This window comes from Endozoicomonas euniceicola (genome assembly GCF_025562755.1).
GTDB classification, from domain to species: domain Bacteria; phylum Pseudomonadota; class Gammaproteobacteria; order Pseudomonadales; family Endozoicomonadaceae; genus Endozoicomonas_A; species Endozoicomonas_A euniceicola.
Genome location: NZ_CP103300.1, coordinates 2279523 through 2299471, shown reverse-complemented (window position 1 = coordinate 2299471; position 19949 = coordinate 2279523). Strand labels below are relative to the sequence as shown.

Annotated in this window: 13 protein-coding genes and 1 pseudogene; 4 read left to right on the top strand and 10 right to left on the bottom strand. The window is 49.3% G+C overall.

The genetic code is table 11. The features are described 5' to 3' along the window. Window positions 1-13: 13 nt before the first annotated feature. From rfaP to tnpC, 6 genes and pseudogenes are all read right to left on the bottom strand, one after another. Window positions 14-823 (bottom strand): lipopolysaccharide core heptose(I) kinase RfaP, encoded by an 810-nt coding sequence (gene rfaP / locus NX720_RS08750; protein ID WP_262600749.1) that lies wholly within the window; start codon window positions 821-823, stop codon window positions 14-16. Next, a complete protein-coding gene (locus NX720_RS08745; RefSeq protein ID WP_262600748.1) occupies window positions 824-1954 on the bottom strand; it encodes a glycosyltransferase family 4 protein in 1131 nt (376 codons plus the stop codon). Then, window positions 1951-2985, bottom strand: coding sequence for a lipopolysaccharide heptosyltransferase I (gene waaC, locus NX720_RS08740; protein WP_262600747.1), 1035 nt, complete (start codon window positions 2983-2985; stop codon window positions 1951-1953). The genes NX720_RS08745 and waaC overlap by 4 nt, the downstream gene beginning before the upstream one ends. Next, the gene (waaF, locus tag NX720_RS08735; protein ID WP_262600746.1) at window positions 2982-4025 is read right to left on the bottom strand and encodes a lipopolysaccharide heptosyltransferase II; all 1044 of its coding nucleotides are present in this window, start codon (window positions 4023-4025) and stop codon (window positions 2982-2984) included. The genes waaC and waaF overlap by 4 nt, the downstream gene beginning before the upstream one ends. Window positions 4026-4399: 374 nt before the next feature. After that, window positions 4400-5442, bottom strand: a pseudogene (locus NX720_RS08730) (ISAzo13 family transposase). Window positions 5443-5746: 304 nt separating this feature from the next. Then, on the bottom strand, window positions 5747-7273 hold the full coding sequence (gene tnpC / locus NX720_RS08725; RefSeq protein ID WP_262595515.1) for an IS66 family transposase: 1527 nt from the start codon (window positions 7271-7273) through the stop codon (window positions 5747-5749). A gap of 140 nt (window positions 7274-7413) precedes the next feature. Between tnpC and NX720_RS08720 the strand changes: the two genes are divergently transcribed. Next, window positions 7414-7887 (top strand): hypothetical protein, encoded by a 474-nt coding sequence (locus NX720_RS08720; RefSeq protein WP_262600745.1) that lies wholly within the window; start codon window positions 7414-7416, stop codon window positions 7885-7887. 84 nt (window positions 7888-7971) lie between these two features. On the opposite strand, the gene NX720_RS08715 is transcribed toward NX720_RS08720, so the two are convergent. Both NX720_RS08715 and glnE read right to left on the bottom strand, forming a co-directional pair. Next, window positions 7972-8907 carry a branched-chain amino acid transaminase gene (locus NX720_RS08715; protein WP_262600744.1) on the bottom strand — a complete coding sequence of 312 codons (936 nt, stop codon included), beginning with the start codon at window positions 8905-8907 and terminating at the stop codon, window positions 7972-7974. A gap of 198 nt (window positions 8908-9105) precedes the next feature. Further along, window positions 9106-12039 (bottom strand): bifunctional [glutamate--ammonia ligase]-adenylyl-L-tyrosine phosphorylase/[glutamate--ammonia-ligase] adenylyltransferase, encoded by a 2934-nt coding sequence (gene glnE, locus NX720_RS08710; RefSeq protein WP_262600743.1) that lies wholly within the window; start codon window positions 12037-12039, stop codon window positions 9106-9108. A 143-nt stretch (window positions 12040-12182) separates the two neighbouring features. On the opposite strand from glnE, the gene msrB reads away from it, so the two are divergent. The 3 genes from msrB to aceF all read left to right on the top strand — a co-directional run bounded on the left by msrB (window position 12183) and on the right by aceF (window position 19247). Then, the gene (msrB, locus tag NX720_RS08705) at window positions 12183-13319 is read left to right on the top strand and encodes a peptide-methionine (R)-S-oxide reductase MsrB (RefSeq protein WP_262600742.1); all 1137 of its coding nucleotides are present in this window, start codon (window positions 12183-12185) and stop codon (window positions 13317-13319) included. Between the two features lie 1564 nt (window positions 13320-14883). Continuing rightward, the gene (gene aceE, locus NX720_RS08700; RefSeq protein WP_262600741.1) at window positions 14884-17541 is read left to right on the top strand and encodes a pyruvate dehydrogenase (acetyl-transferring), homodimeric type; all 2658 of its coding nucleotides are present in this window, start codon (window positions 14884-14886) and stop codon (window positions 17539-17541) included. Between the two features lie 59 nt (window positions 17542-17600). Further along, window positions 17601-19247 carry a dihydrolipoyllysine-residue acetyltransferase gene (gene aceF, locus NX720_RS08695; RefSeq protein ID WP_262600740.1) on the top strand — a complete coding sequence of 549 codons (1647 nt, stop codon included), beginning with the start codon at window positions 17601-17603 and terminating at the stop codon, window positions 19245-19247. 25 nt (window positions 19248-19272) lie between these two features. On the opposite strand, the gene vapC is transcribed toward aceF, so the two are convergent. Together vapC and vapB are read right to left on the bottom strand one after the other, a co-directional pair. Beyond that, window positions 19273-19683, bottom strand: coding sequence for a type II toxin-antitoxin system tRNA(fMet)-specific endonuclease VapC (vapC, locus tag NX720_RS08690; RefSeq protein WP_404831058.1), 411 nt, complete (start codon window positions 19681-19683; stop codon window positions 19273-19275). Further along, window positions 19680-19919, bottom strand: coding sequence for a type II toxin-antitoxin system VapB family antitoxin (vapB, locus tag NX720_RS08685; RefSeq protein ID WP_262600739.1), 240 nt, complete (start codon window positions 19917-19919; stop codon window positions 19680-19682). Before vapB ends, vapC begins: the two co-directional genes overlap by 4 nt. Window positions 19920-19949: the final 30 nt, after the last annotated feature.

Here is a 19949-nt window from a genome sequence, read left to right as displayed (position 1 = left end):
TTATTACAATTTCTTAATAATTCGGATGACCAGCTTTACGCTTCATGCGTGTATGTAGCTTGCTTGCTTTTATTTCTATTTTTTTCCACATCCACTCATGTTTATTTAAAGCCTCTCTCAGAGGCAGGCCGGTGTAGATTGTGATAAATCGATATATGTCACGTTGGGTTAATTTATAATTCATAGCTGAATAGTACAGACCTGAAATATCTTTTAACCGCCAGCGTTCAGGGATTTTTTTCCTGACCTGAGCCCGATGAAGGTCAATCAGATAAAAGCTCAGATTCTCCGGGTCAGGTTTTTCATTTTTTGGGAGCATGAAATGACAAAGGTAGTAATCTCTGTGGTTGATGCCGTTATCATGTAGCTGTCGACTGATTACTGCAAGTTTTCTGATAATGGCTTCTTTTAAAACAAAAGCAGGTGCATGCTCCTCCCAGGTATCACATAAATCTTCAAGAGTGTGCATGTCTTTTAGTTCTTCCGTGACCAGAAACGATTGCTGTTTGGCTGGGTTACACCCCCTTTCACCAAAAGCAACGGCTGTCATAGTATTAAGCCCAATAGACTTTAGGCTATTTAAAGCCACCCACTCATTTCTTGCTCCCAGTACAGGTTTTCTAAGTCGAAGCAGGTTTTCAATAATTTCAGGCCACCCAACCCCATTATGCACTTTTGCAAAATAACCTTTGCCATTAAGTTCAAACCTGAAGGTACGACGCGCTTCCAGCTCGCGAAAAACCTCACCATCCAGATTCATAAGGTGGTTAAACGGATCTTTTCCCTGCCAGGCTTCTTTGAAATCATCTCTCAGGTAGAGCACTTAGTTATGCCTTCCGCCAGCTTGCTGAATAATGACCTCTGCTGCCTGTTCAGGCATGCTGTAGAGGTCTTTCCTATGACTGTAGTTAATGGCATTCTGTTGCCAAATCTTTAGTTTGTCAGATAACAACATGTCGTTAGTCAGCTTATTCAGACACTCTTGTGAAAAAGGTGACGGTACCACACACCCCGCATCGGCTTCCTGAATATAGTGGGCATATCCGCATACGTCTGTGCTTAAAACGGGTAAGCCGGCTACTAATGCTTCAAGCAATACCGTTCCGGTGTTCTCATTGTACGCAGGATGAATGAGCAAGTCGGCACCTAATAAAAATCGGGGAATGTCATCACGACCCGATAAGAATCTAACCTTGTGCTCAGCATCTAATCGCTTTGCCAGTGCTATAAAGGGTTCTCGCTTATCCTGCCCCACAACAAATAGTTGTGTTTTACTTTTCACAGGTTCCGTTAAAGCGGCAAGTGCCCTGATGGCGCGATCAAGTCCTTTAGTTTTAAAGCCAGAACCGACTAGTAAGATAAGTTTTTCATTATCAGTGAATCCAAACTCCCGACGGAAAGCTTGGCGCACTTCTTTATAATTTTCAGGTCGACAGCGGTCTTTTGAAATGCCTGGGGGAAGCAATACGATTCGATCATCTGGTGTTTGATAATATTTTTGAAATACTGGCTTTTGCAAGCGGGAAATAAGTAACGACAGAGTTTTACTACTGGTAGAAAAAACCGCTTCTTCAAAAGCGGAATACTGTTTATAACGAGATGTTAGTCGATACCACCAGCCACGACTGCTCAATGCTTTTTCTTTAAAACAGGTGTCTGCTGCATAGTATATATCCAAACCGGCCATCTTGTTAAAACCGACTAGCAGGTCAACATTCTTGTTAGCTATGGCTTTCTGTATTTGTTCCTGAAAGTCCAGCATTTTTCTATGGTTACTGCTTCCACTCACAGGTAGGATTTTTATATCAACCCCCTCAGGCCTGTCCCCCAGCCAGCTGGTCGTATAAACCCGAATCTCATGTCCACGCTTCTGACACTCAAGCGCAATCCGCAGGAAGTCCCGTTGTAAACCACCAAACGGGAAGTATTTAAACAGCGCAAAGGCCAGAATCATCGGTTCTCCCGGTTCTGTGTTTCACTCATCAATTGCAGTAGAGATGACCAGACAAAATCCGGTGTCATTGGGATAAACATCTCCGGCTCAATATTCTGGTTGGTGACTGACGCTTTATCCATTTCTGGACAATCGTTCAAGGTAAGGTGGACTTGGGACTGTCCGTAAGCGCCGACCCGTTCAGGGCTGGTAGGCCCATAAAGGGATAGAGCAGGCACTTCCAGAGCGGCGGTTAAATGCCCCAGCCCCGTGTCTACCGCGGCTACGGCTGTCGCTCCGGCAATAACGCCAGCTACACCGCAAATATTCATTTTGGGCAAAACAATCGCTGATTTTGAACTGTGGGCAATAATGTCTGCACGTTCTTTCTCTTTTTCGTTACCCCACGGCAGTACCACATCATAGCCGGCACCATTAACCCGGTGAGCCAGTTCGCACCAGTATGTTTCCGGCCAGTGTTTGGTGGGCCAGGTGGTGCCATGAATAAATACAACGTAAGGCTTTTTCGTAACGGCTTCACCCGTAAAATGGCTTTTGTCCAGATGAAAATGCCCGGTTGTTTCTGGCAATGGATAACCAAGCGACTGGGCAAAAAGCTGTCTTACCCGTTCAACAGCGTGCTGGTTCCATGCCACAGTCTGGGGATGTTTATAAAATGCAGCCGCCAGCGGCTCCCTGGCTGAATGTTTGTCCAGACCAAACCTGGGGCCTTTGGCAAGTCGTGTGACTAGGGCACTTTTTACCAGCCCCTGGGCATCAATAATCGCATCATAACGGCGGGATTTCAGCAAAGCCCTGAAGCGCTTCCACTCTCCGGACTGAAATGTTTCCAGCACTGACTTGCGCCAGCGTCTGATCGCCACGGGAATCACTTTATCCACAGCCGGGTGCCAGCTGGGAATTTCTGCAAAACCTTCCTCTACCACCCAGTCAAACTGGATGTTCGGAATCGCATTGGCTGCATCGGTCAGGGCTGGCAGGGTGTGGATAACATCTCCCATGGAGGAGGTTTTAACAATAAGAACCCTCACTCGCGAATCTCCAGCAGCTCTTGCCCCGTCAGGTCACTCAGGGCTTTAAGAACCATTTCCGGGCCAAGCTTTCTCATACAGTTCATGTGACCCAGCGGGCATTCACGTTTGAAGCAGGGGCTGCATTCCAGCCCCAGCCAGAGGGTTTTGCTGTTTTGATTCATGGGCGGGGTGTGGGCTGCGGTGGTTGAACCATACACGGCGATCAGTGGGCGCGACAGCGCAGCGGCAATATGCATCAGCCCGGAATCATTGCTGACCACCGCATCGGCCCGGGACAATAAATCGACAGCATCGGCCAGGGTTGTTTCTCCTGCCAGGTTGCAGCAATGATCCTGTAATGTTTTGGGGAGGTAGCTGACTATCTCGGAAGTTACCTGACGGTCTTTAGCGGAACCAAATAACCACACTTGCCAGCCACGTCGAGCCATGATCAGGGCGACTTCGCCATAATAACCGGCAGGCCACTGCTTGGAAGGGCCAAATTCTGCGCCCGGACAAAGTGCCAGAACCGGGGCTCCACTGGTCAGGCGGTAACGGCCCAGGGCACTGTCCAGATTGGCTTTGTTCACCTCAAGGGCAGGAACGGGCAAAGGAGTTGGAAGTGCCTCTTTATCTGGATAAGCCAGCGCCACAAAGCGCTCAATCATCAGCGGGTACTGCTTCTTATCCAGCGTTCTCAGGTCATTGAGAAGCCCGTAGCGCATCTCGCCACGCCAGCCCGTGCGAACAGGAATACCAGCCAGAAAAGGAATCAGGGCTGATTTCAGAGAGTTTGGCAGCAGTATCGCCTGATCGTAACTCTCTGCCTTCAGTGAATGGGCGACTTTCCTGCGCAGGTTCAGGTTCAGGCTGCCATGCCCGACAGGCATATCAATCGCCCGCCTGACTTCTGGCATACGCTCCAGTATCGGGCTGCTCCAGCCAGGTGCCAGCACATCGATGATGGCATTTGGGTACTGTCGTTTCAGGGCGATAAACAGCGTTTGTGCCATCACCATGTCCCCTACCCATGAGGGGCCAACAATCAGGTACTTCACGGCTTGGACGGTTCCTTGATTCATTGGTATTCGTTATTCAAAGCTTTCAGGCACGCTACCGCCAGACAAAGCAGTCGTAACCAGTTCGTCAGAGATCATTCAGCTTGTCTGTTATGTGCAAATACTATCTTTTAGTAGATTCTGAAATGGCTCTGCCAAAGAATCAGAGTCAGAGTAAGTGCCGCATAAAATAAGTGGCGTAGAATTCTACACCATTTACACACGTAACCGTAAGCTGGAAGAAAAACAGTGGGCTACGGAAAGCCCCCCCGGTTAGCTTGGGGATGTTTTATATTCCATTCGCATATTTGCGTAAGCTAAATAGGGTGAGGCAGGATAGGCAGCATGTTTCAAACCGCTAAGGGGAGCGGCAATCAATAATTTACCGGTTCCGGAACAATTGTCACATCCCATTTCTTTAACTCAGAGTGGCGAATGATGTGAGGCTGTATTTCAGCTAATTCCTGTTTACTCAGTCTCACCCCTTTTTGATACGGTTGATCAAGTAGCTTCACTATCGGGTTCATGCATTTCCATACCATTGTCTTTGTCCACTCTAAAACAGACGTTACTGTGTTTAGAAGGCTGCCATTCCAATGGTTCTCAAGATAAGACCAGCCTCGTTCAATCGGATTGTACTTGCTGTGGTAGGGAGGGTAGTAAACCAGCCGTATTTTCAGCCCCACTTTTTTGGCAAACTCAACCATTCTGAAAAGAAACTGAGTTCGGTGGCTGTTACTTTCAGGACCGTTGTCTGCGTAGATAACCAGCTCATCGACATACCTGTTAGTTTCCCTCACCTGCTCCCACCACTGTTCAATGGCATCGCAGATAAAATCACTGGTTTTGTAAGAGTTACCGTAAAAGACATACAGTTGATCATTTTCCAGATTGAGTATTCCAAAGGGGATCATTTTTTCTTTGGTGGCCATATCATGATCCAGCGCTTTGACCGCTTCAGTTCCTCTTGCTTTACCACCTCTGGAAAAATTTCCAAGGTTAACCGTTGCTTTGCAATCAATGCTGATCTGAAGACTCTGCTTTCTCTGGCTTGCGGTGCTTTTTACTTGTTTGACGTTTTCAAAGATGGCATCGGTTTCCGGGATTTTTTTTCCGGCGTGGTCTTCTGTACCTTGTGAAGTTTATAGCCCATGCGGTTCAACATGTTGCAGAAAGTACGCTCTTTGGGAAGTAGCTCTTCCTGCCACCCTTTTTCATCAATCAGTTTTTTTCGAACAGCACTGGCTGTTATGCGAGCATAGGAGAACGTATTTCTGAGCTGCGGGTCAGCCTGACTTTCAGGGTCTACCAAGCTTCGAATGTCTTGTTCCAGTTGAGGATTTGCTACTTCTGCTTTTGGCTTGCCCTGAGATACGTAATTTCCATAACAAATAAGTCCTGTCCTTTTTTCATGCATCCCGAGTTCAACGGTATGACGACCAAAATTGAACTCGGTTTCAGTAAGGCGTGGACTACCAAAACAGAGCTGTTCAGCGACTTCAGCTATGAAGGCTCTGTGTTCAGAGCCTTTGAGCTTTTTAGCAGCAAGTATAATGAGGTGTTTGCATTCAGGGGTGACATTAACGCTGGACATGACGTTCACAATCAATCACAGAGGGAGTAAGCAGGAAAGATACTCCGGTAAAGTTTGTTATGCCACTCCCCTAAAAGCAAGGTAAGAGCTATATGATCAATTTATTGCAACAAGTTTATTTTGGTAACTATTCAGCACCCAGCAAAGGTTGATCGCTGTAATTCTTCATCGCAATAAGCAAGGCTTCAAAAACGTTATGCCCCTGCTTTCTCGCCGATGAGACATAACTTCGGATACGGCTATACCATTCCGCCCCTTTCTTACTTCGGATACATCCCGATATTTTCTGTTTTACCTTACCATTCCGGATGTCTCGCTCACTGCCATTGTTGTCGAAGGGTATTCTGAAGTCAGTCATGAACCTCAAGGTTGCTTCCTTGAATTTCACCAGTCGCTTGAACAGGTTAAAGGCTTTCGTATTTCTCACTTTGTCGTCGCCCCGCCGTTGCCGTAGGCGTTCCATATATTCGGCTTCCTCGGCCTGAGCCCTTTTCGCAGTCCGCTCGAACAGTGAACTAATCCGTTGGCGAATCGTCTCTGGCATCGCCTCCATGCCAATTTTTTTGAAACCGTTGCTGAGATGCCAAGCCAGCCTTAGCATCCGCTGAAGGCGTACAGCCAGATGGTTGCAATCCCGGTCAACAACACCCTGTAACTCCCTCAGGTGATGAGCGTTGCACAGCACATGAAGAGCGGCATAGCGGAAGTAAGCCTTGTAATGGTCATGAACCAGTATTCCGGCAAAAGTCAGCAAAACGCCCATTGACTCAATGGCAGAGTGGCCTTTACTGGGATCAAGGTGATACAGCGTCCATTTTTCACTACGCAGAACGTGCATCCACCATAGCGAACCAGCCACCCGCATGCCTGTCTCATCGGCACCAGCAATGGGTGCGTTCTTAAGAGCATCGACAATTACCTGCTCGGTGCTGGCCAGTTGATCATAGGCATTTTCCTGGAACATACAAATGGAACCCGGACTGACTTCCAGCCCGTAAATATCCAGGAAAAACTGGGAAGCGCGTTTGTATGGCACCAACTGGTACTGGCAGAGATACACCGCCAGCGCCTGGGTAGCAGGTCCATACTGAACATGGGAGTCAACGCCTTCCGGGAAGCTGCCGAGGGTTACATGACCGCATTCACACTTTTTGACTTCCGCTACATGAGCCGTGACTTCAAAGTGACCAAAACGACCAGGTTCAAATACCTGCCTTTCGATTAGCTTGACGATTTTAGAAGAACGTAATGAACGATGGCAGTTCTCGCAGTCTATAACCGGATGGTATTGGGTGCGCCCAGGGTCTTCGACCTGCCTAAGCGTAGAGCCTTTATGACCTCTTTGACCACCGGGCTTGCGACCAGATTTCTCTCGTAAGCTTTTGGGGTTGGGCTTTTCGCCTTTAGGATCACTGTCCGGGTCTGGCGTCGTACCAGATGAGTCTTTTTTCTTGGCGGAAGGCTTGGCATAACCATCCGTAGAAGGAGGCTTGCTACTGTTCCTGCTGTTGGTGTTAAGCCTGTCGCTTAACTCCTTGTTCTCTGCTTCCAGTTTTGAAACCTGCTCACTCAAACAAGTAATCTGCTCCTGTTGCTCATTCACAGCAGTAAGGAGAGCGACGATAATCTGGAATTCGGGAGCAGGTTGACTCATGACGTGCAGATGCCTGAAAACTGTCTTTCAAAATGGCACAAAATCACAAAAATTCCAGTCTATCGTTTGGGGGCTGAATAGTTACTTATTTTGTAATAGAGTCCATAAGTCGCACTCGTTCAGACTACCGTCTGCAAAAGTTGTACGAAGGTCATTCAACAATCCAAGAGCTTAAGAGTAATCCGCATGCTAATTACCAAAAGCCCGGAACTAAACATAGCATTTTTTTATTAGAGAAAAACGGTGAGCAGTACTATTTATTGCCCAGCCCCATGTTTGAAGCAAGGGATGTGGCTGTTCCCCGTTTGCATGACGGTCGCCTGCTGTATGCTATTCTTGCCATGTTTCCTCAGCAAGTAATGGTAGCGCCAGATGTATACCATGAGAGGTATTACCTGGACATGTGCGTAGAGGGGCATTCTTCGATAACAATGGAGCAAAATGTATTTTACGCCGGCGAAATGAGTTTTCACCGAAGAAGATTAATGAAGTGGAATAACTCGTCAGGCCATTACAAGCCACAAGGACAACTTCGTTATTCACAGCTTACCCCTAATGTACGCAGGCTTTTACCTGGGCAATCGTTTACTGATGGCCATGTGGGGGTTTATTAAAATGGATTCTCCCCGCCCTTCGGAGGTGTTGCAAAAGGGCGGGAAGGGAAAGTCAGATATTGCAAAAGATTAACGGCAGGCGGGTCAGCAGAGTCTGGCCACGTAATCAAGCCATTCAGGGAATAACCCGCTTTTACCCGCTACCTGGTCAAAGTACATTTTTTGCAATTTTTCGGTGACCGGGCCGCGCCTGCCACTACCAATCACCCGACCATCGTGCTCCCGAATGGGCAGAACTTCTGCCGCAGTGCCAGTGAAAAAGGCTTCTTCAGCGATATAAACTTCATCACGGGTAATGCGCTTTTCACGAACTTCCAGACCCAGATGTTGAGCAAACCGAATAATCGTATCCCGGGTAATGCCTTCCAGGCAGGACGTTAGTTCAGGTGTATACAGAATGCCATCGCTTTTAACAATGAAGACATTCTCACCGCTGCCTTCGGCAACATAGCCTTCATTATCCAGCAGTAACGCTTCTTCACAACCGCTGTCCAACGCTTCGCGCAGTGCCAGCATCGAGTTCATGTAGTTACCGTTAGCCTTGGCTTTACACATAGTGATGTTGACATGATGACGGGTGTAAGACGAGGTACGAATTCGGATGCCCTGTTCCAGAGCGTCCGGTGTCATATAGGAAGGCCACTCCCAGGCGGCAACAATCGTATGCACTTTCAGCCCTTCTGCTCTTAAGCCCATACCCTCTGAACCGAGAAAGCACATGGGGCGCAGGTAAGCGGAATCGAGCCCGTTTTCACGCACTACCTGTTTCTGGGCTTCAAGCAGTTCTTCCTTGCTGTACGGAATTTTCATACCCAGAATATGGGCGCTGCGAAACAGGCGGTCGGTGTGCTCTTGCAGACGAAAGATCGCCGCTCCCCTGTCGGTACTATAAGCGCGCACGCCCTCGAAAACGCCCATGCCATAGTGCAAAGTGTGTGTGAGAACGTGGGTTTTAGCTTCGCGCCAGGGAACCAGTTCTCCGTCAAACCAGATAACGCCATCTTTATCGGCGAAGGACATATCTAAACTCCCGCCTGTTATTCATTTTGATTGGTACAGTTAATCCGGCAGTATGCCGGCATTCGTATTGTTGTGACTTGTTTTTGCTGCAAACGCTTCGGTTTGTCGCGGGCAGATAGGGTATTTGAGCATAAAACCGCTATGGTTTCCAAGCTGCCCGGACGAATGAAGGCCTGCGTGATCGTTTTTAAAGCGTAGCTACTCCATCCAATCTTGCCATAGATTGCTGACCTGTGACCGGAAAGGCTCAACCAGGGCTGGACTCACAAACGAGCGCTCGTTTAAAAAAGCCCTTGAGTGGCTGGCCTTACGCAGAAACTTGTAAGCTTCCCGAAGCTGTTTGCCCTGCTCATGGCTGATGATATTGCTCTGCTCCAGGGATTCTGAAATACGAATGTTATCGGTATAGCGGGTAATACCCGGATGGTTACTGGCATAAGCCAGCACGGCGTATTGCATCAGAAACTCAATATCAACAATACCCCCTTTGTCGTGTTTCAGATGAAAAAGAGGGTTACCGTCGTCATCATTCTTTTTGGAACCAAGATGGTCGCGCATCTTGAGGCGCATAGCCGCTACGTCGTTTTGTAACGTCGTTCTGTCTCTGGCCTGACAGAGCGTTTGTTTGCGCAACGTTTCAAAACGGGCGGCCAGCTCTTTATCGCCTGCCACTGCCCGCGCCCTGATCAGAGCCTGATGCTCCCAGGTCCAGGCATCGTTCATCTGGTATTTTTCAAAGGCAGCCATGGAGCTGACCAGCAGGCCTGAGGAGCCAGACGGTCGTAGTCGCATATCCGCTTCATACAGCGAACCTGAAGCCGTATGAGTGGTAAGAATATGAATAATGCGTTGCCCCAGGCGGGTAAAGAACGTGCCGCTGTCCAGAGGGCGGTCGCCGTCTGTTTCCTGGTTAATGGCGCCATCGTGAACAAACACAAGATCCAGATCAGAGCCCGGACCCAGTTCAATGCCACCCAGTTTGCCGTAGCCAATGACGATGAAACCGGGATTACAGGGTTTGCCTTCCGGGGCGACCGGACGACCATGGCGTTCTATAAGGTTACGCCAGGCAATGTCGACCACCTGCTCCAGTACGACTTCGGCAATCCAGGTCAGGTAATCGCTCTCTTTCATCAATGGTAAAGTGCCAGCCGTTTGTGCTGCCGCGACCCTGAGGACATGCGCCATTTTGAAATGGCGCAACACTTCCATCTGTGATTCAAGATCGTCTTCCGGAATATGCGCCAGTTGTTGTCGCAGATCGTCTGCCAGTTCTGCCCGTTTGGGTGGACTATAGAGAGTGCCAACATTAAGAAACTCGTCCAGCAGTGCCGGGTGGCGGTCAATTTGTTCCGCAATCCATGGGCTGGCGGTACACAGTCGGCAAAGGTGATCCAGAGCCCGCGGGTTTTCCATCAGCAGCACCAGGTAGGCGGTTCGGCGCAATACGCTTTCTACCAGCGGAATCAGCCGGTTCAGGCAGACATCAGGCGCTTCAGTGGTGATGACCTGCTCCATAAGCACCGGAATAAAGGCATCAAGTCGTTCACGGCTCTGCCTTCTCACCCGGGTAATGGCTTTGCCGTCACGCAGGGCGCGCAGGCGATTGTGGGATGTGTTGACATCGGTAAAGCCTTTCTCAGCCAGCAGTTTGATTTCATCTTCTTCTGACAGCTCCTTGTCCCAGAACATCTTCCAGCACTCAGAAGGCGTTGGCTGATCGTTATCCTGTTCATCCGGGTCAGCGATAACATGGTCAAAGTGATAAACGACACAGGATTTATGTTTGTCCAGCGTCTGTTGCAGTGTCTGCCAGTCTGGATGGCCCATACTGTAGGCGACACGGTTCCGGGGTTCTTCAAAGTCAGGCAGGTTTTGGGTCTGCTGGTCCTTGAGCGCCTGAATAGCGTGCTCAAGATTGCGCAGATAAATATAGGCTTCGCGAAGCTCATCGGTCGCCTGTTCTGGCAGATGGCCGGCCTCTTTCAGCACGTTCAGCACATCCAGCAGGGCCTGGCATTGCAGGCTGCGATCCCGACCACCATGAATCAGTTGAAATGACTGGGCAATAAACTCAATCTCCCGAATGCCGCCGTGCCCCAGCTTGATATTGGTTTCCATGCCTTTGCGCTTCACTTCTCGCTGGATCAGCTTTTTCATATCCCGCAGGGCGGTGATAGCGCCAAAGTCGATGTAGCGTCTGAACGTAAAGGGTTTCAGGGTTTGCAGTAACTGTTCCCCTGCCGACACGTCACCGGCCACTGGTCGAGCCTTGATCATGGCGTAACGTTCCCAGTCCCGCCCCTGATCCTGATAGTACTGCTCCATAGCCGAAAAACTCATGGCCAGCGCACCACTGGAACCATAAGGCCGAAGTCGCATGTCAACCCTAAATACAAAACCATCAGCCGTATTGCTGTCGATCACTTTAATCAGTCGCTGTCCCAGCCGGGTAAAAAATTCCTGATTATCAAACGATCTGCGCCCCCCCACCGTTTTACCTTTATGGGGATAGGTGAAAATCAGATCGATATCAGACGACAGGTTAAGCTCATGAGCGCCATGCTTGCCCATTCCCAGAATCACCATCTGCTGTGGCTCAGGCTCTTGACCGGGGTCGCAGCCCATTGGTGTCCCCAACCCTTTGCAGCAATCCTGGTACAGCCAGAGCAGAGCCTGATCGACACAGGCGTCAGCCATGGCCGACAAGTCGGCTGTCGTTTGTTGCAGAGTGGCGATACGATTCAGGTCCCGCCAGATGATGCGTACCATTTCCCGGTTGCGGTATACACGCAGCACTCTCATCAACTCCGTTTCAGAGTGGATGGACTGAATGTGTTCTGACAACTGAACGTGATGCCGTTCCGGTTCAAAATGAAGTAGCGGTTCGGGATTTTCGAGCCATTGAAACACCAGCTCCGGGTGATGAATGCACTGCTCAGCCGCAAAGTCACTGCCAGCCCAGGTGTTTGCCAGTTGTCGCAGGAAGGAATGGTTCAATGGGGCGCTCAGGGTGGCAGAAGAAAATTGCGGTGCGAGTTGTTCACAGTTCGTACAAAATGCCTGCCAGTACCTGTTAACCACTGGGGCAACGGCTGGAGATATCTCAATCGGGAAGGACATGGAAGCCATACTCTGCTGCTGAACTGGTACTGTGATTCTAACGAAAACAGAGCGTAGCGCGAATATTAATTCTTCAGGGTGCATTAGCGTGAAATTTTTTATCGTGATTGCCGCTCTACTCGTATAAGAAGCACATAACAGCAGAGGTTTGTATGAAAATGAAGTTATCTCTAATTTTCCCAATCGTCGCCACATTACTGGTGGGGGCGTCATTCCCTGGTCGAGTCGATAGTAAAGCAAATACCTCCGCTCACGGTGGCAAAACAGAAATCGCTACTCTCGCTGGTGGCTGTTTTTGGTGTACGGAATCAGATTTGGAAAAACTACCTGGTGTGATTGATGTCGTATCAGGCTACTCGGGGGGCGTTCTTGAAAACCCTACCTATGAACAAGTCTCTTCCGGCAAAACTCAATATCTCGAGGCTATTCAAGTGACCTTTGCCCCTGAGCAAGTGACTTACGAGCAGGTGCTTGATCAGTTCTTTCGCCATATCGACCCTACCGATGACAAAGGCTCATTTGTAGATAGAGGATCGCAATATCGCTCTGCTGTTTTCTATCATAACCAGATGCAGCAGCAAGTCGCGAGTAAGTTTATGATGGAAATCGAAGATCTCGGTGTGTTTAAGAAGCCGCTAAAAACCGAACTGCGTCCATTTAAGACTTTTTGGAAAGCGGAAGATTACCATCAAGATTACTACAAGCGTAATCCCATTCGTTATAACTACTATCGGTATGTCTCTGGACGAGACAGTTACTTAGATGAAATATTTGGTGACAACAGGAAAGAAAATCCGGTAACACTTCGTCAAATGATTGATGCAAAAAAGGTACTGACTCACGGTAAAACTTACACCAAACCAAGTGATGAAGAACTTAAAAGCAAACTAACTGAACTTCAGTACTATGTTACTCAGGAAGATGGAACGGAGCCTGCATTTAATAACGCGTACTGGGATAACAAAGCCGAAGGCATCTATGTTGATATTGTCTCTGGTGAGCCACTGTTTTCATCAACGGACAAGTATCGGTCCGGAACAGGTTGGCCTAGCTTTGCTAAGCCTATCAATGATGCATTTGTCGTGAAAGAAACAGACTACAGATTAATATACCCTCGAACCGAGGTTAGAAGCCGCTTTGCTGACTCACATCTGGGGCATGTTTTTAAAGATGGTCCTGCTCCCACAGGCTTGCGTTACTGCATGAACTCGGCAGCCATGAAATTCATTGCTAAAAAAGACCTCAAAGCTGAAGGATATGAGGAGTATCTCTACTTATTTGAAGATTAACTTCAAATCTCAGGAAAAGCCCGATATTGGGCTTTCGGGCTGCTCTCAGCCTGTTTCGTCGTCCTTTGCGCCTTTTTTCACCTCTTCCTGACAACCTTTGTGACTTTCGCTTCTCAGTATGATTGAGTCGTCGTGCCACTTTATATTGCATTTGATCGATATTATCGTTTTTGAAGTTTACCGCTACAGATTCTCATTAAGCCCCATAATCCCTCAAGAGTTGATCATTTTTGAGATGAATTCGATGGAAAGCACATTGCTGACAATAAGCGGCTGACAGCAGAGCGCTTTACCGACGAGAATTGAACAGTGCTGCCACAATTTGTGCTGCTCTCCATCCACGCCGTAAGGGTCTGTGTGGCCGTTCTCTTGTCTCATACAGAGGATTTACTGCCAACCAGAGTCGCTCTGGCCGAGGAACCCAATAGCCTCTGCACTGGCTCAGTCCATCCTCTCTCCCTCCTAGTGGCCAGACAAAGCCAACTATTTTATTTCCGGGAATGTTGCACATAAAATTGACCTCGTAAAGCTCCTTTAAAAAGGGGTTTTCCCTCGCTATTTGCGTCCTCGGTCTGGGGGAAGGTATAGCAAAGCCTCTGAGTTCTTTGGCATCAATGAGATAGACGAGCCCCGCGTTTGTATTTCTGGATGCTCTACCCAGGCAAAAAGGATTTATCCCTGTATGCAGGAAACTGTACCTGGCACAGGCGGAGGCACAAATACTGGTTGAGATACCCGTCCTTCCCGTGGTGCCTCCATCAGCCCCTATTGCCCGCCTCTCTAGCGCCGTTGAGGCAAGCGGATCATGTTGCAATATAAAACCCTGCTCAAAAATATCCACCGGAGATCTCTGATCACCACGAAAAACAAAGCCTGAAAAATAGGACGCTTTGACATCTACGAGAACTGTATCTGACTCACCGGGAACATCGGTGCACCAATTGCTGGGGACGTAGAGTGATCTGCGCATAGTCGTTGTATTCAAAAAAGCCTCAGGATTTGTTAGCTCAAGCAAATTTGTAGAGCGAGTCAGGGCTTCAAGGGATTGCATTTTGATACAGCTTCAGTAATCAGAAGTTTAATGTCCATTTATATTTAGTCTGAGAGTGCGGATTTTCCAATGTTAGATGGTTAGAATCACCTGAAATGTTACAGAAATGGTGTGGTTTTGCAGTTTTGTTACACGTTAGTACTGGTACTGGTGATGGAAATTGCTTATCTTGCGCTTATATTACATTTGATCGATATCATTGTTTTAGAAATTTACCGCTACGGATTCACATCGAACCCCATAGTTCCTCACGTCGCTGACAACAGAGTGCCTTTGGGAAGGGGTCTGTGGCATGGGATTAACGATGGCAAAAAAGGCTAAATACAGTGAGCCGCTATGACATGACTGGCCGGGGGTGAAATCTGGACTATCCTGTCTTACCTTCACGATTGCTGATTGGGCGGGCAGGTTCTCAGAATAAACAGTTCAGACAAGATCAGGGATGATCACAAGTCATAACCTTTTTTCGCCAAACGCTCTTTGTTTTTGGAGCCGACATTTTCGGAATATAGTATGCACGACATCGATCCTATTGAGACCCGGGAGTGGCTGGACTCTCTGGATTCCGTTCTGGAGAAAGAAGGGGAGGACAGGGCGCATTACCTGATGACCCGCCTGTCCCAGCATGCGAGAGCCAAGGGCACACAATTGCCCTACGCCATAACAACACCTTACCGCAACACCATTCCACCGGAAAAAGAAGCCCGGATGCCTGGCGACCTCTTTATGGAGCGCCGCATTCGCTCTCTGGTGCGCTGGAACGCTCTGGCCATGGTGATGCGTGCCAACCAGAAAGACAGCTCCCTGGGTGGACACATTTCGTCGTTTGCTTCCAGCGCGACGTTGTACGACATTGGTTACAACTATTTTTTCCATGGTCATGAAAACGACCGTGAGGGTGACCTGGTTTATTATCAGGGGCACACGGCTCCCGGTATTTATTCCCGAGCTTTTCTGGAAGGCCGGCTGACCGAAGAACAGCTCAACAGCTTCCGCCAGGAGGTTGATGGCAAGGGGCTGTCGTCTTATCCGCACCCCTGGCTGATGCCTGACTTCTGGCAGTTCCCGACCGTATCCATGGGGCTTGGGCCGCTGCAGGCGATCTATCAGGCACATTTTATGAAGTACCTGATTAACCGTGACCTGGCACCGGATCAGAACCGCAAGGTCTGGGCGTTTCTGGGGGATGGTGAGATGGATGAGCCAGAATCTCTGGGTGCAATCTCCCTGGCAGGTCGCGAAAACCTCGACAACCTGATCTTTGTTGTGAACTGCAACCTGCAACGTCTGGATGGACCGGTCAGGGGGAATGGCAAAATCATTCAGGAGCTGGAAGGTGTATTCCGTGGCGCTGGCTGGAATGTTCTGAAAGTGACCTGGGGCCGTCATTGGGATCAACTCTTTGCCAAAGATAAAGACGGTATGCTGCAACAGTTGATGGATGAAGCTGTTGATGGTGACTACCAGAACTGCAAGGCAAAAGGCGGTGCCTGGACCCGTGAAAACTTCTTTGGTCGCTACCCGGAAACCCTGAAGCTGGTTGAGCATCTGTCCGACGACGACATCTGGCGCCTGAACCGCGGTGGTCACGACCCTTACAAGGTGTATGCCGCTTACCACGCCGCTGTGAACCACACCGGGCAGCCAACGGTTATTCTGGCGAAGACCGTCAAGGGTTACGGCACCGGTACCACAGGCGAGGCGTCCAACATCAGCCATAACGTTAAGAAACTGCCGATTGACGATCTGAAGCAGTTCCGTAACCGTTTTGACCTGCCCATTAAAGATGAAGACCTGCCCAACCTGCCTTACTTCAAACCGGCGGAAGACAGCCCGGAAATGATCTACATGCGCAAGCATCGTGAGAAACTGGGTGGCTTTATTCCTTCCCGCCGGGTTCAGTCGGATGTACAGCTGACCGTTCCGGAACTGTCAGCGCTGGATGCGGTACTCAAAGGCAGTGGTGAGCGTGAGATTTCTACGACTATGGCCTATGTCAGGGTTCTGGGTGCTCTGGCGAAAGACAAGAATATTGGCAAGCATATCGTTCCCATTATTCCGGACGAAGCCCGAACCTTTGGTATGGAAGGTATGTTCCGTCAGCTGGGTATCTACTCTGCGAAAGGGCAGAAGTATGATCCGGTGGATTCTGATCAGGTCATGTTCTACAAGGAATCCAAAACTGGACAAATTCTCGAAGAAGGCATTAACGAAGCCGGTGCCCATGCGGCGTGGATCGCGGCTGCCACTTCCTACAGCAGCAACAATGTCCCCATGATTCCGTTCTATGCGTTCTATTCCATGTTCGGATTCCAGCGTACCGGCGACCTGGCCTGGGCAGCGGGGGATATTCAGGCCAGAGGTTTCCTGATCGGTGCTACTTCCGGTCGTACTTCCCTGAATGGTGAAGGTTTGCAGCATCAGGACGGCCATAGTCATGTACTGGCTTCCACGGTGCCTAACTGTATCAGTTACGACCCTACTTATGGCTACGAACTGGCAGTGATTATTCAGGACGGCTTACGTCGTATGTATGGTGAGAATGAGAGTGTCTGGTACTACATCACCACAATGAACGACAGTTACAGGATGCCTGCCCTGCCGGAAGGCGACCATGTACTGGAAGGTATTGTTAAAGGCCTGTACTGCTTTGAAGAAGGTAAAAACTCCGAAGGTTCCCGTGTGCAGCTGATCGGTTGCGGCACCATTCTGGAGGAAGTGCGTGCAGCCGCGCAGTTGCTGCGTGATGACTTTGACATTGAGTCCGATATCTGGAGTGCCACCAGCTTCAATGAACTGCGTCGTGACGGGCTGAAAGTTGCCCGTCATAACATGCTGAACCCTGAAGCTGAACCGCAGGTGAGCTGGGTTGAGAAGCAGCTGGCGGGCAGAAAAGGACCCGTTATTGCCGCCAGTGATTACATGAAGGTGTACTCTGACCAGATTCGTGACTTTGTTCCGGGTAATTACATCACTCTGGGGACCGATGGCTTTGGTCGTTCAGATACGCGCTCAAAACTGCGTGAGTTCTTCGAGGTTGACCGCTATTTCGTTGTGGTGGCCGCACTGACCGGGCTGGTAAAGGAGGGTGAAATTGAACCTTCAGTAGTGACCAGCGCCCTGAAGAAATATAACATCGATGGCGAAAAAGCTAACCCTGTGTACTGCTGATTAAATGAAGCCCTGTCGTTCGTCGAAGAGGCAGGGCTTCATGCTGGAAGGTATAACGAATGAGTGATGAAATTATCAAGGTTCCTGACATCGGCAGTGGCAGTGCGGAAGTCATTGAAGTCTGCGTTGCTGCGGGAGATTCAGTAGCCGCAGAGGACTCCCTGATTGTTCTGGAGTCTGACAAAGCCACCATGGAAGTACCCGCCCCGAAAGATGGCCAGGTGGTTGAATTATTACTGAAAGTGGGGGATACGGTTTCAGAAGGGGATGACCTGCTGAAACTGGCAACATCAGAAGCGCAACCTGAAGCTGCCCCGGTTCCGGCCGCTGCGCCTGAAAAGGCCACCCCTGAACCTGAAAAAGCTGCGCCCTCTCCTGCTATAGAGAGTGCTATAGAGAGTGTTGTAGAAAGTGTTGCAGCCAGTTCTGTTGAAGATGTCCTTGTGCCTGATCTGGGGACAGAAAATGTACCGGTGATCGAGATCTGCGTTGCTGTTGGTGACACCATCGCAGAAGACGATTCACTGGTTGTTCTCGAGTCTGATAAAGCCACCATGGAAGTTCCTTCACCTGTTAGCGGTGTAGTAAAAGACATCCTGGTGAAAGAAGGCGACGTGATGAATCAGGGCGACCTGATCCTGAAGGTTGAGGTGGCTGGTGGTGCTCCTGCTGAAACACCTGTCACTGAGTCTGCTGAAACGAACAAGCCTGCTGAACCGGCGCCTGAACCGACTCCTGTTGCCGCTGCTCAGGCGGAGGCTCCAACACAGAACCTGGCAGAGCTGGAAAAAGGCAACCAGCATTTCCATGCGGGTCCGGCGGTGCGCAAGCTGGCTCGTGAGTTCGGTGTCAATCTTGAGTTTGTAAAAGGCACGGGCCCACGTACACGGATTCTGAAAGAAGACGTACAGGCTTATGTTAAAGCCAAACTGAAAGAAGCCAGTCAGCCACAGGGTGTTTCCGGTGGCATGGGCATTCCGCCAGTACCTGCTCAGGACTATGGAAAGTGGGGTGAAATAGAAGAGGTAGCCCTGAACCGTCTGCGTAAAGTAGCGGCGCAGAACTTCCAGCGTTCCTGGCTGAATGTGCCTCATGTTACCCAGTTCGATAAAGCGGATATCACCGACCTCGAAGCTTTTCGCAAAGATCAAAAAGCGATGGCAGAAGCCCGTGGCACTAAATTGACACCACTGCCATTCTTCCTGAAAGCCTGTGCCTACGTGTTGAGGGAAATGCCGCAATTCTGTTCTTCCCTGAGTGCCGATGGCGAGTCAGTGATTTACAAGAAATACATCAATATCGGTGTGGCTGTGGATACGCCGGACGGCCTTCTGGTACCGGTTATCAAGAATGTGGATAAGAAGAACCTCTGGGAGCTGTCAGCAGAGTGTATTGAACTGGCCGGTAAAGCCCGGGACAAGAAACTCAAGCCTGATGAAATGCAGGGTGGCTGTTTTACCATTTCCAGCCTGGGTTCTATTGGTGGCACAGCCTTTACGCCCATTGTGAATGCGCCGGAAGTGGCTATTCTGGGTATTTCCAAAGCGGCCATGAAGCCGGTATGGAATGGCACTGACTTTGAGCCGAAGCTGATGTGTCCTCTGTCTCTGTCGTATGACCACCGTGTTATTAACGGAGCGGACGCTGCCCGGTTTACGACACTGTTAGGGCAGTTGCTGGCGGATATTCGTATGTTGCTGTTGTGATTTTTTAACAGGGTTGGAGCGAGCGCTATGCTTGCTCCAGCCAATTTTCAACACGCAGGCCATCTACACGACTGAACTCACGAACATTATTGGTCACAGCAATCAACCCCTCACTACGGGCATGGGCGGCAATATGTATATCGTTTACCCCGATAATCTGCCCCCTGCGCTCAAGGTTAGCCCGTATATCTCCATAATGGGCAGAGGCCTTGCTGGTATAGTCTAACACTTCCAGCCGACTGACAAAGCTTTCAACCGTATTTCGGTTTTGCTTTGGATCCGATGATTTTTCAACACCATGAAGCAGTTCTGAGAGTGTGATAGAGCTAATCGCTATCTGTCCGTCATAAGCATTAAAAACACCCAGTAACTCTGGGGATCTGTGTCTGAGAACAAAAATTGAAATGTCAGTATCCAGCATAAATTTCAGTATCAAAACTGCTCTCTCTCTTTTTGTTCCTGTGAGGCCCGCTCTGTCATAAAGTCATCGGTCACACTATTCTCAGGCGTTACATTGAAAAAGGAATCCCAGGTCTTACCGATTGGTGAAAGGATGCGATCCTGACCACGCACCCGAACTCTGACTTTTTTGATGTTGTCAGGAAATCGCGTTTCAGCAGGAAGCCGGACAGCCTGAGTCCGGTTATTTTCGAAAACGGTACCTTGAGCCATGGTAAACCACCTGTAATATATTGCTATATA

Coding starts and splice junctions, on each gene's coding strand:
- NX720_RS08745 (WP_262600748.1), bottom strand. CDS start 1,954: ATGATTCTGGCCTTTGCGCTGTTTAAATACTTCCCGTTTGGTGGTTTA.
- tnpC (WP_262595515.1), bottom strand. CDS start 7,273: ATGAGTCAACCTGCTCCCGAATTCCAGATTATCGTCGCTCTCCTTACT.
- NX720_RS08715 (WP_262600744.1), bottom strand. CDS start 8,907: ATGTCCTTCGCCGATAAAGATGGCGTTATCTGGTTTGACGGAGAACTG.
- glnE (WP_262600743.1), bottom strand. CDS start 12,039: ATGGCTTCCATGTCCTTCCCGATTGAGATATCTCCAGCCGTTGCCCCA.
- msrB (WP_262600742.1), top strand. CDS start 12,183: ATGAAAATGAAGTTATCTCTAATTTTCCCAATCGTCGCCACATTACTG.
- aceE (WP_262600741.1), top strand. CDS start 14,884: ATGCACGACATCGATCCTATTGAGACCCGGGAGTGGCTGGACTCTCTG.
- aceF (WP_262600740.1), top strand. CDS start 17,601: ATGAGTGATGAAATTATCAAGGTTCCTGACATCGGCAGTGGCAGTGCG.
- vapB (WP_262600739.1), bottom strand. CDS start 19,919: ATGGCTCAAGGTACCGTTTTCGAAAATAACCGGACTCAGGCTGTCCGG.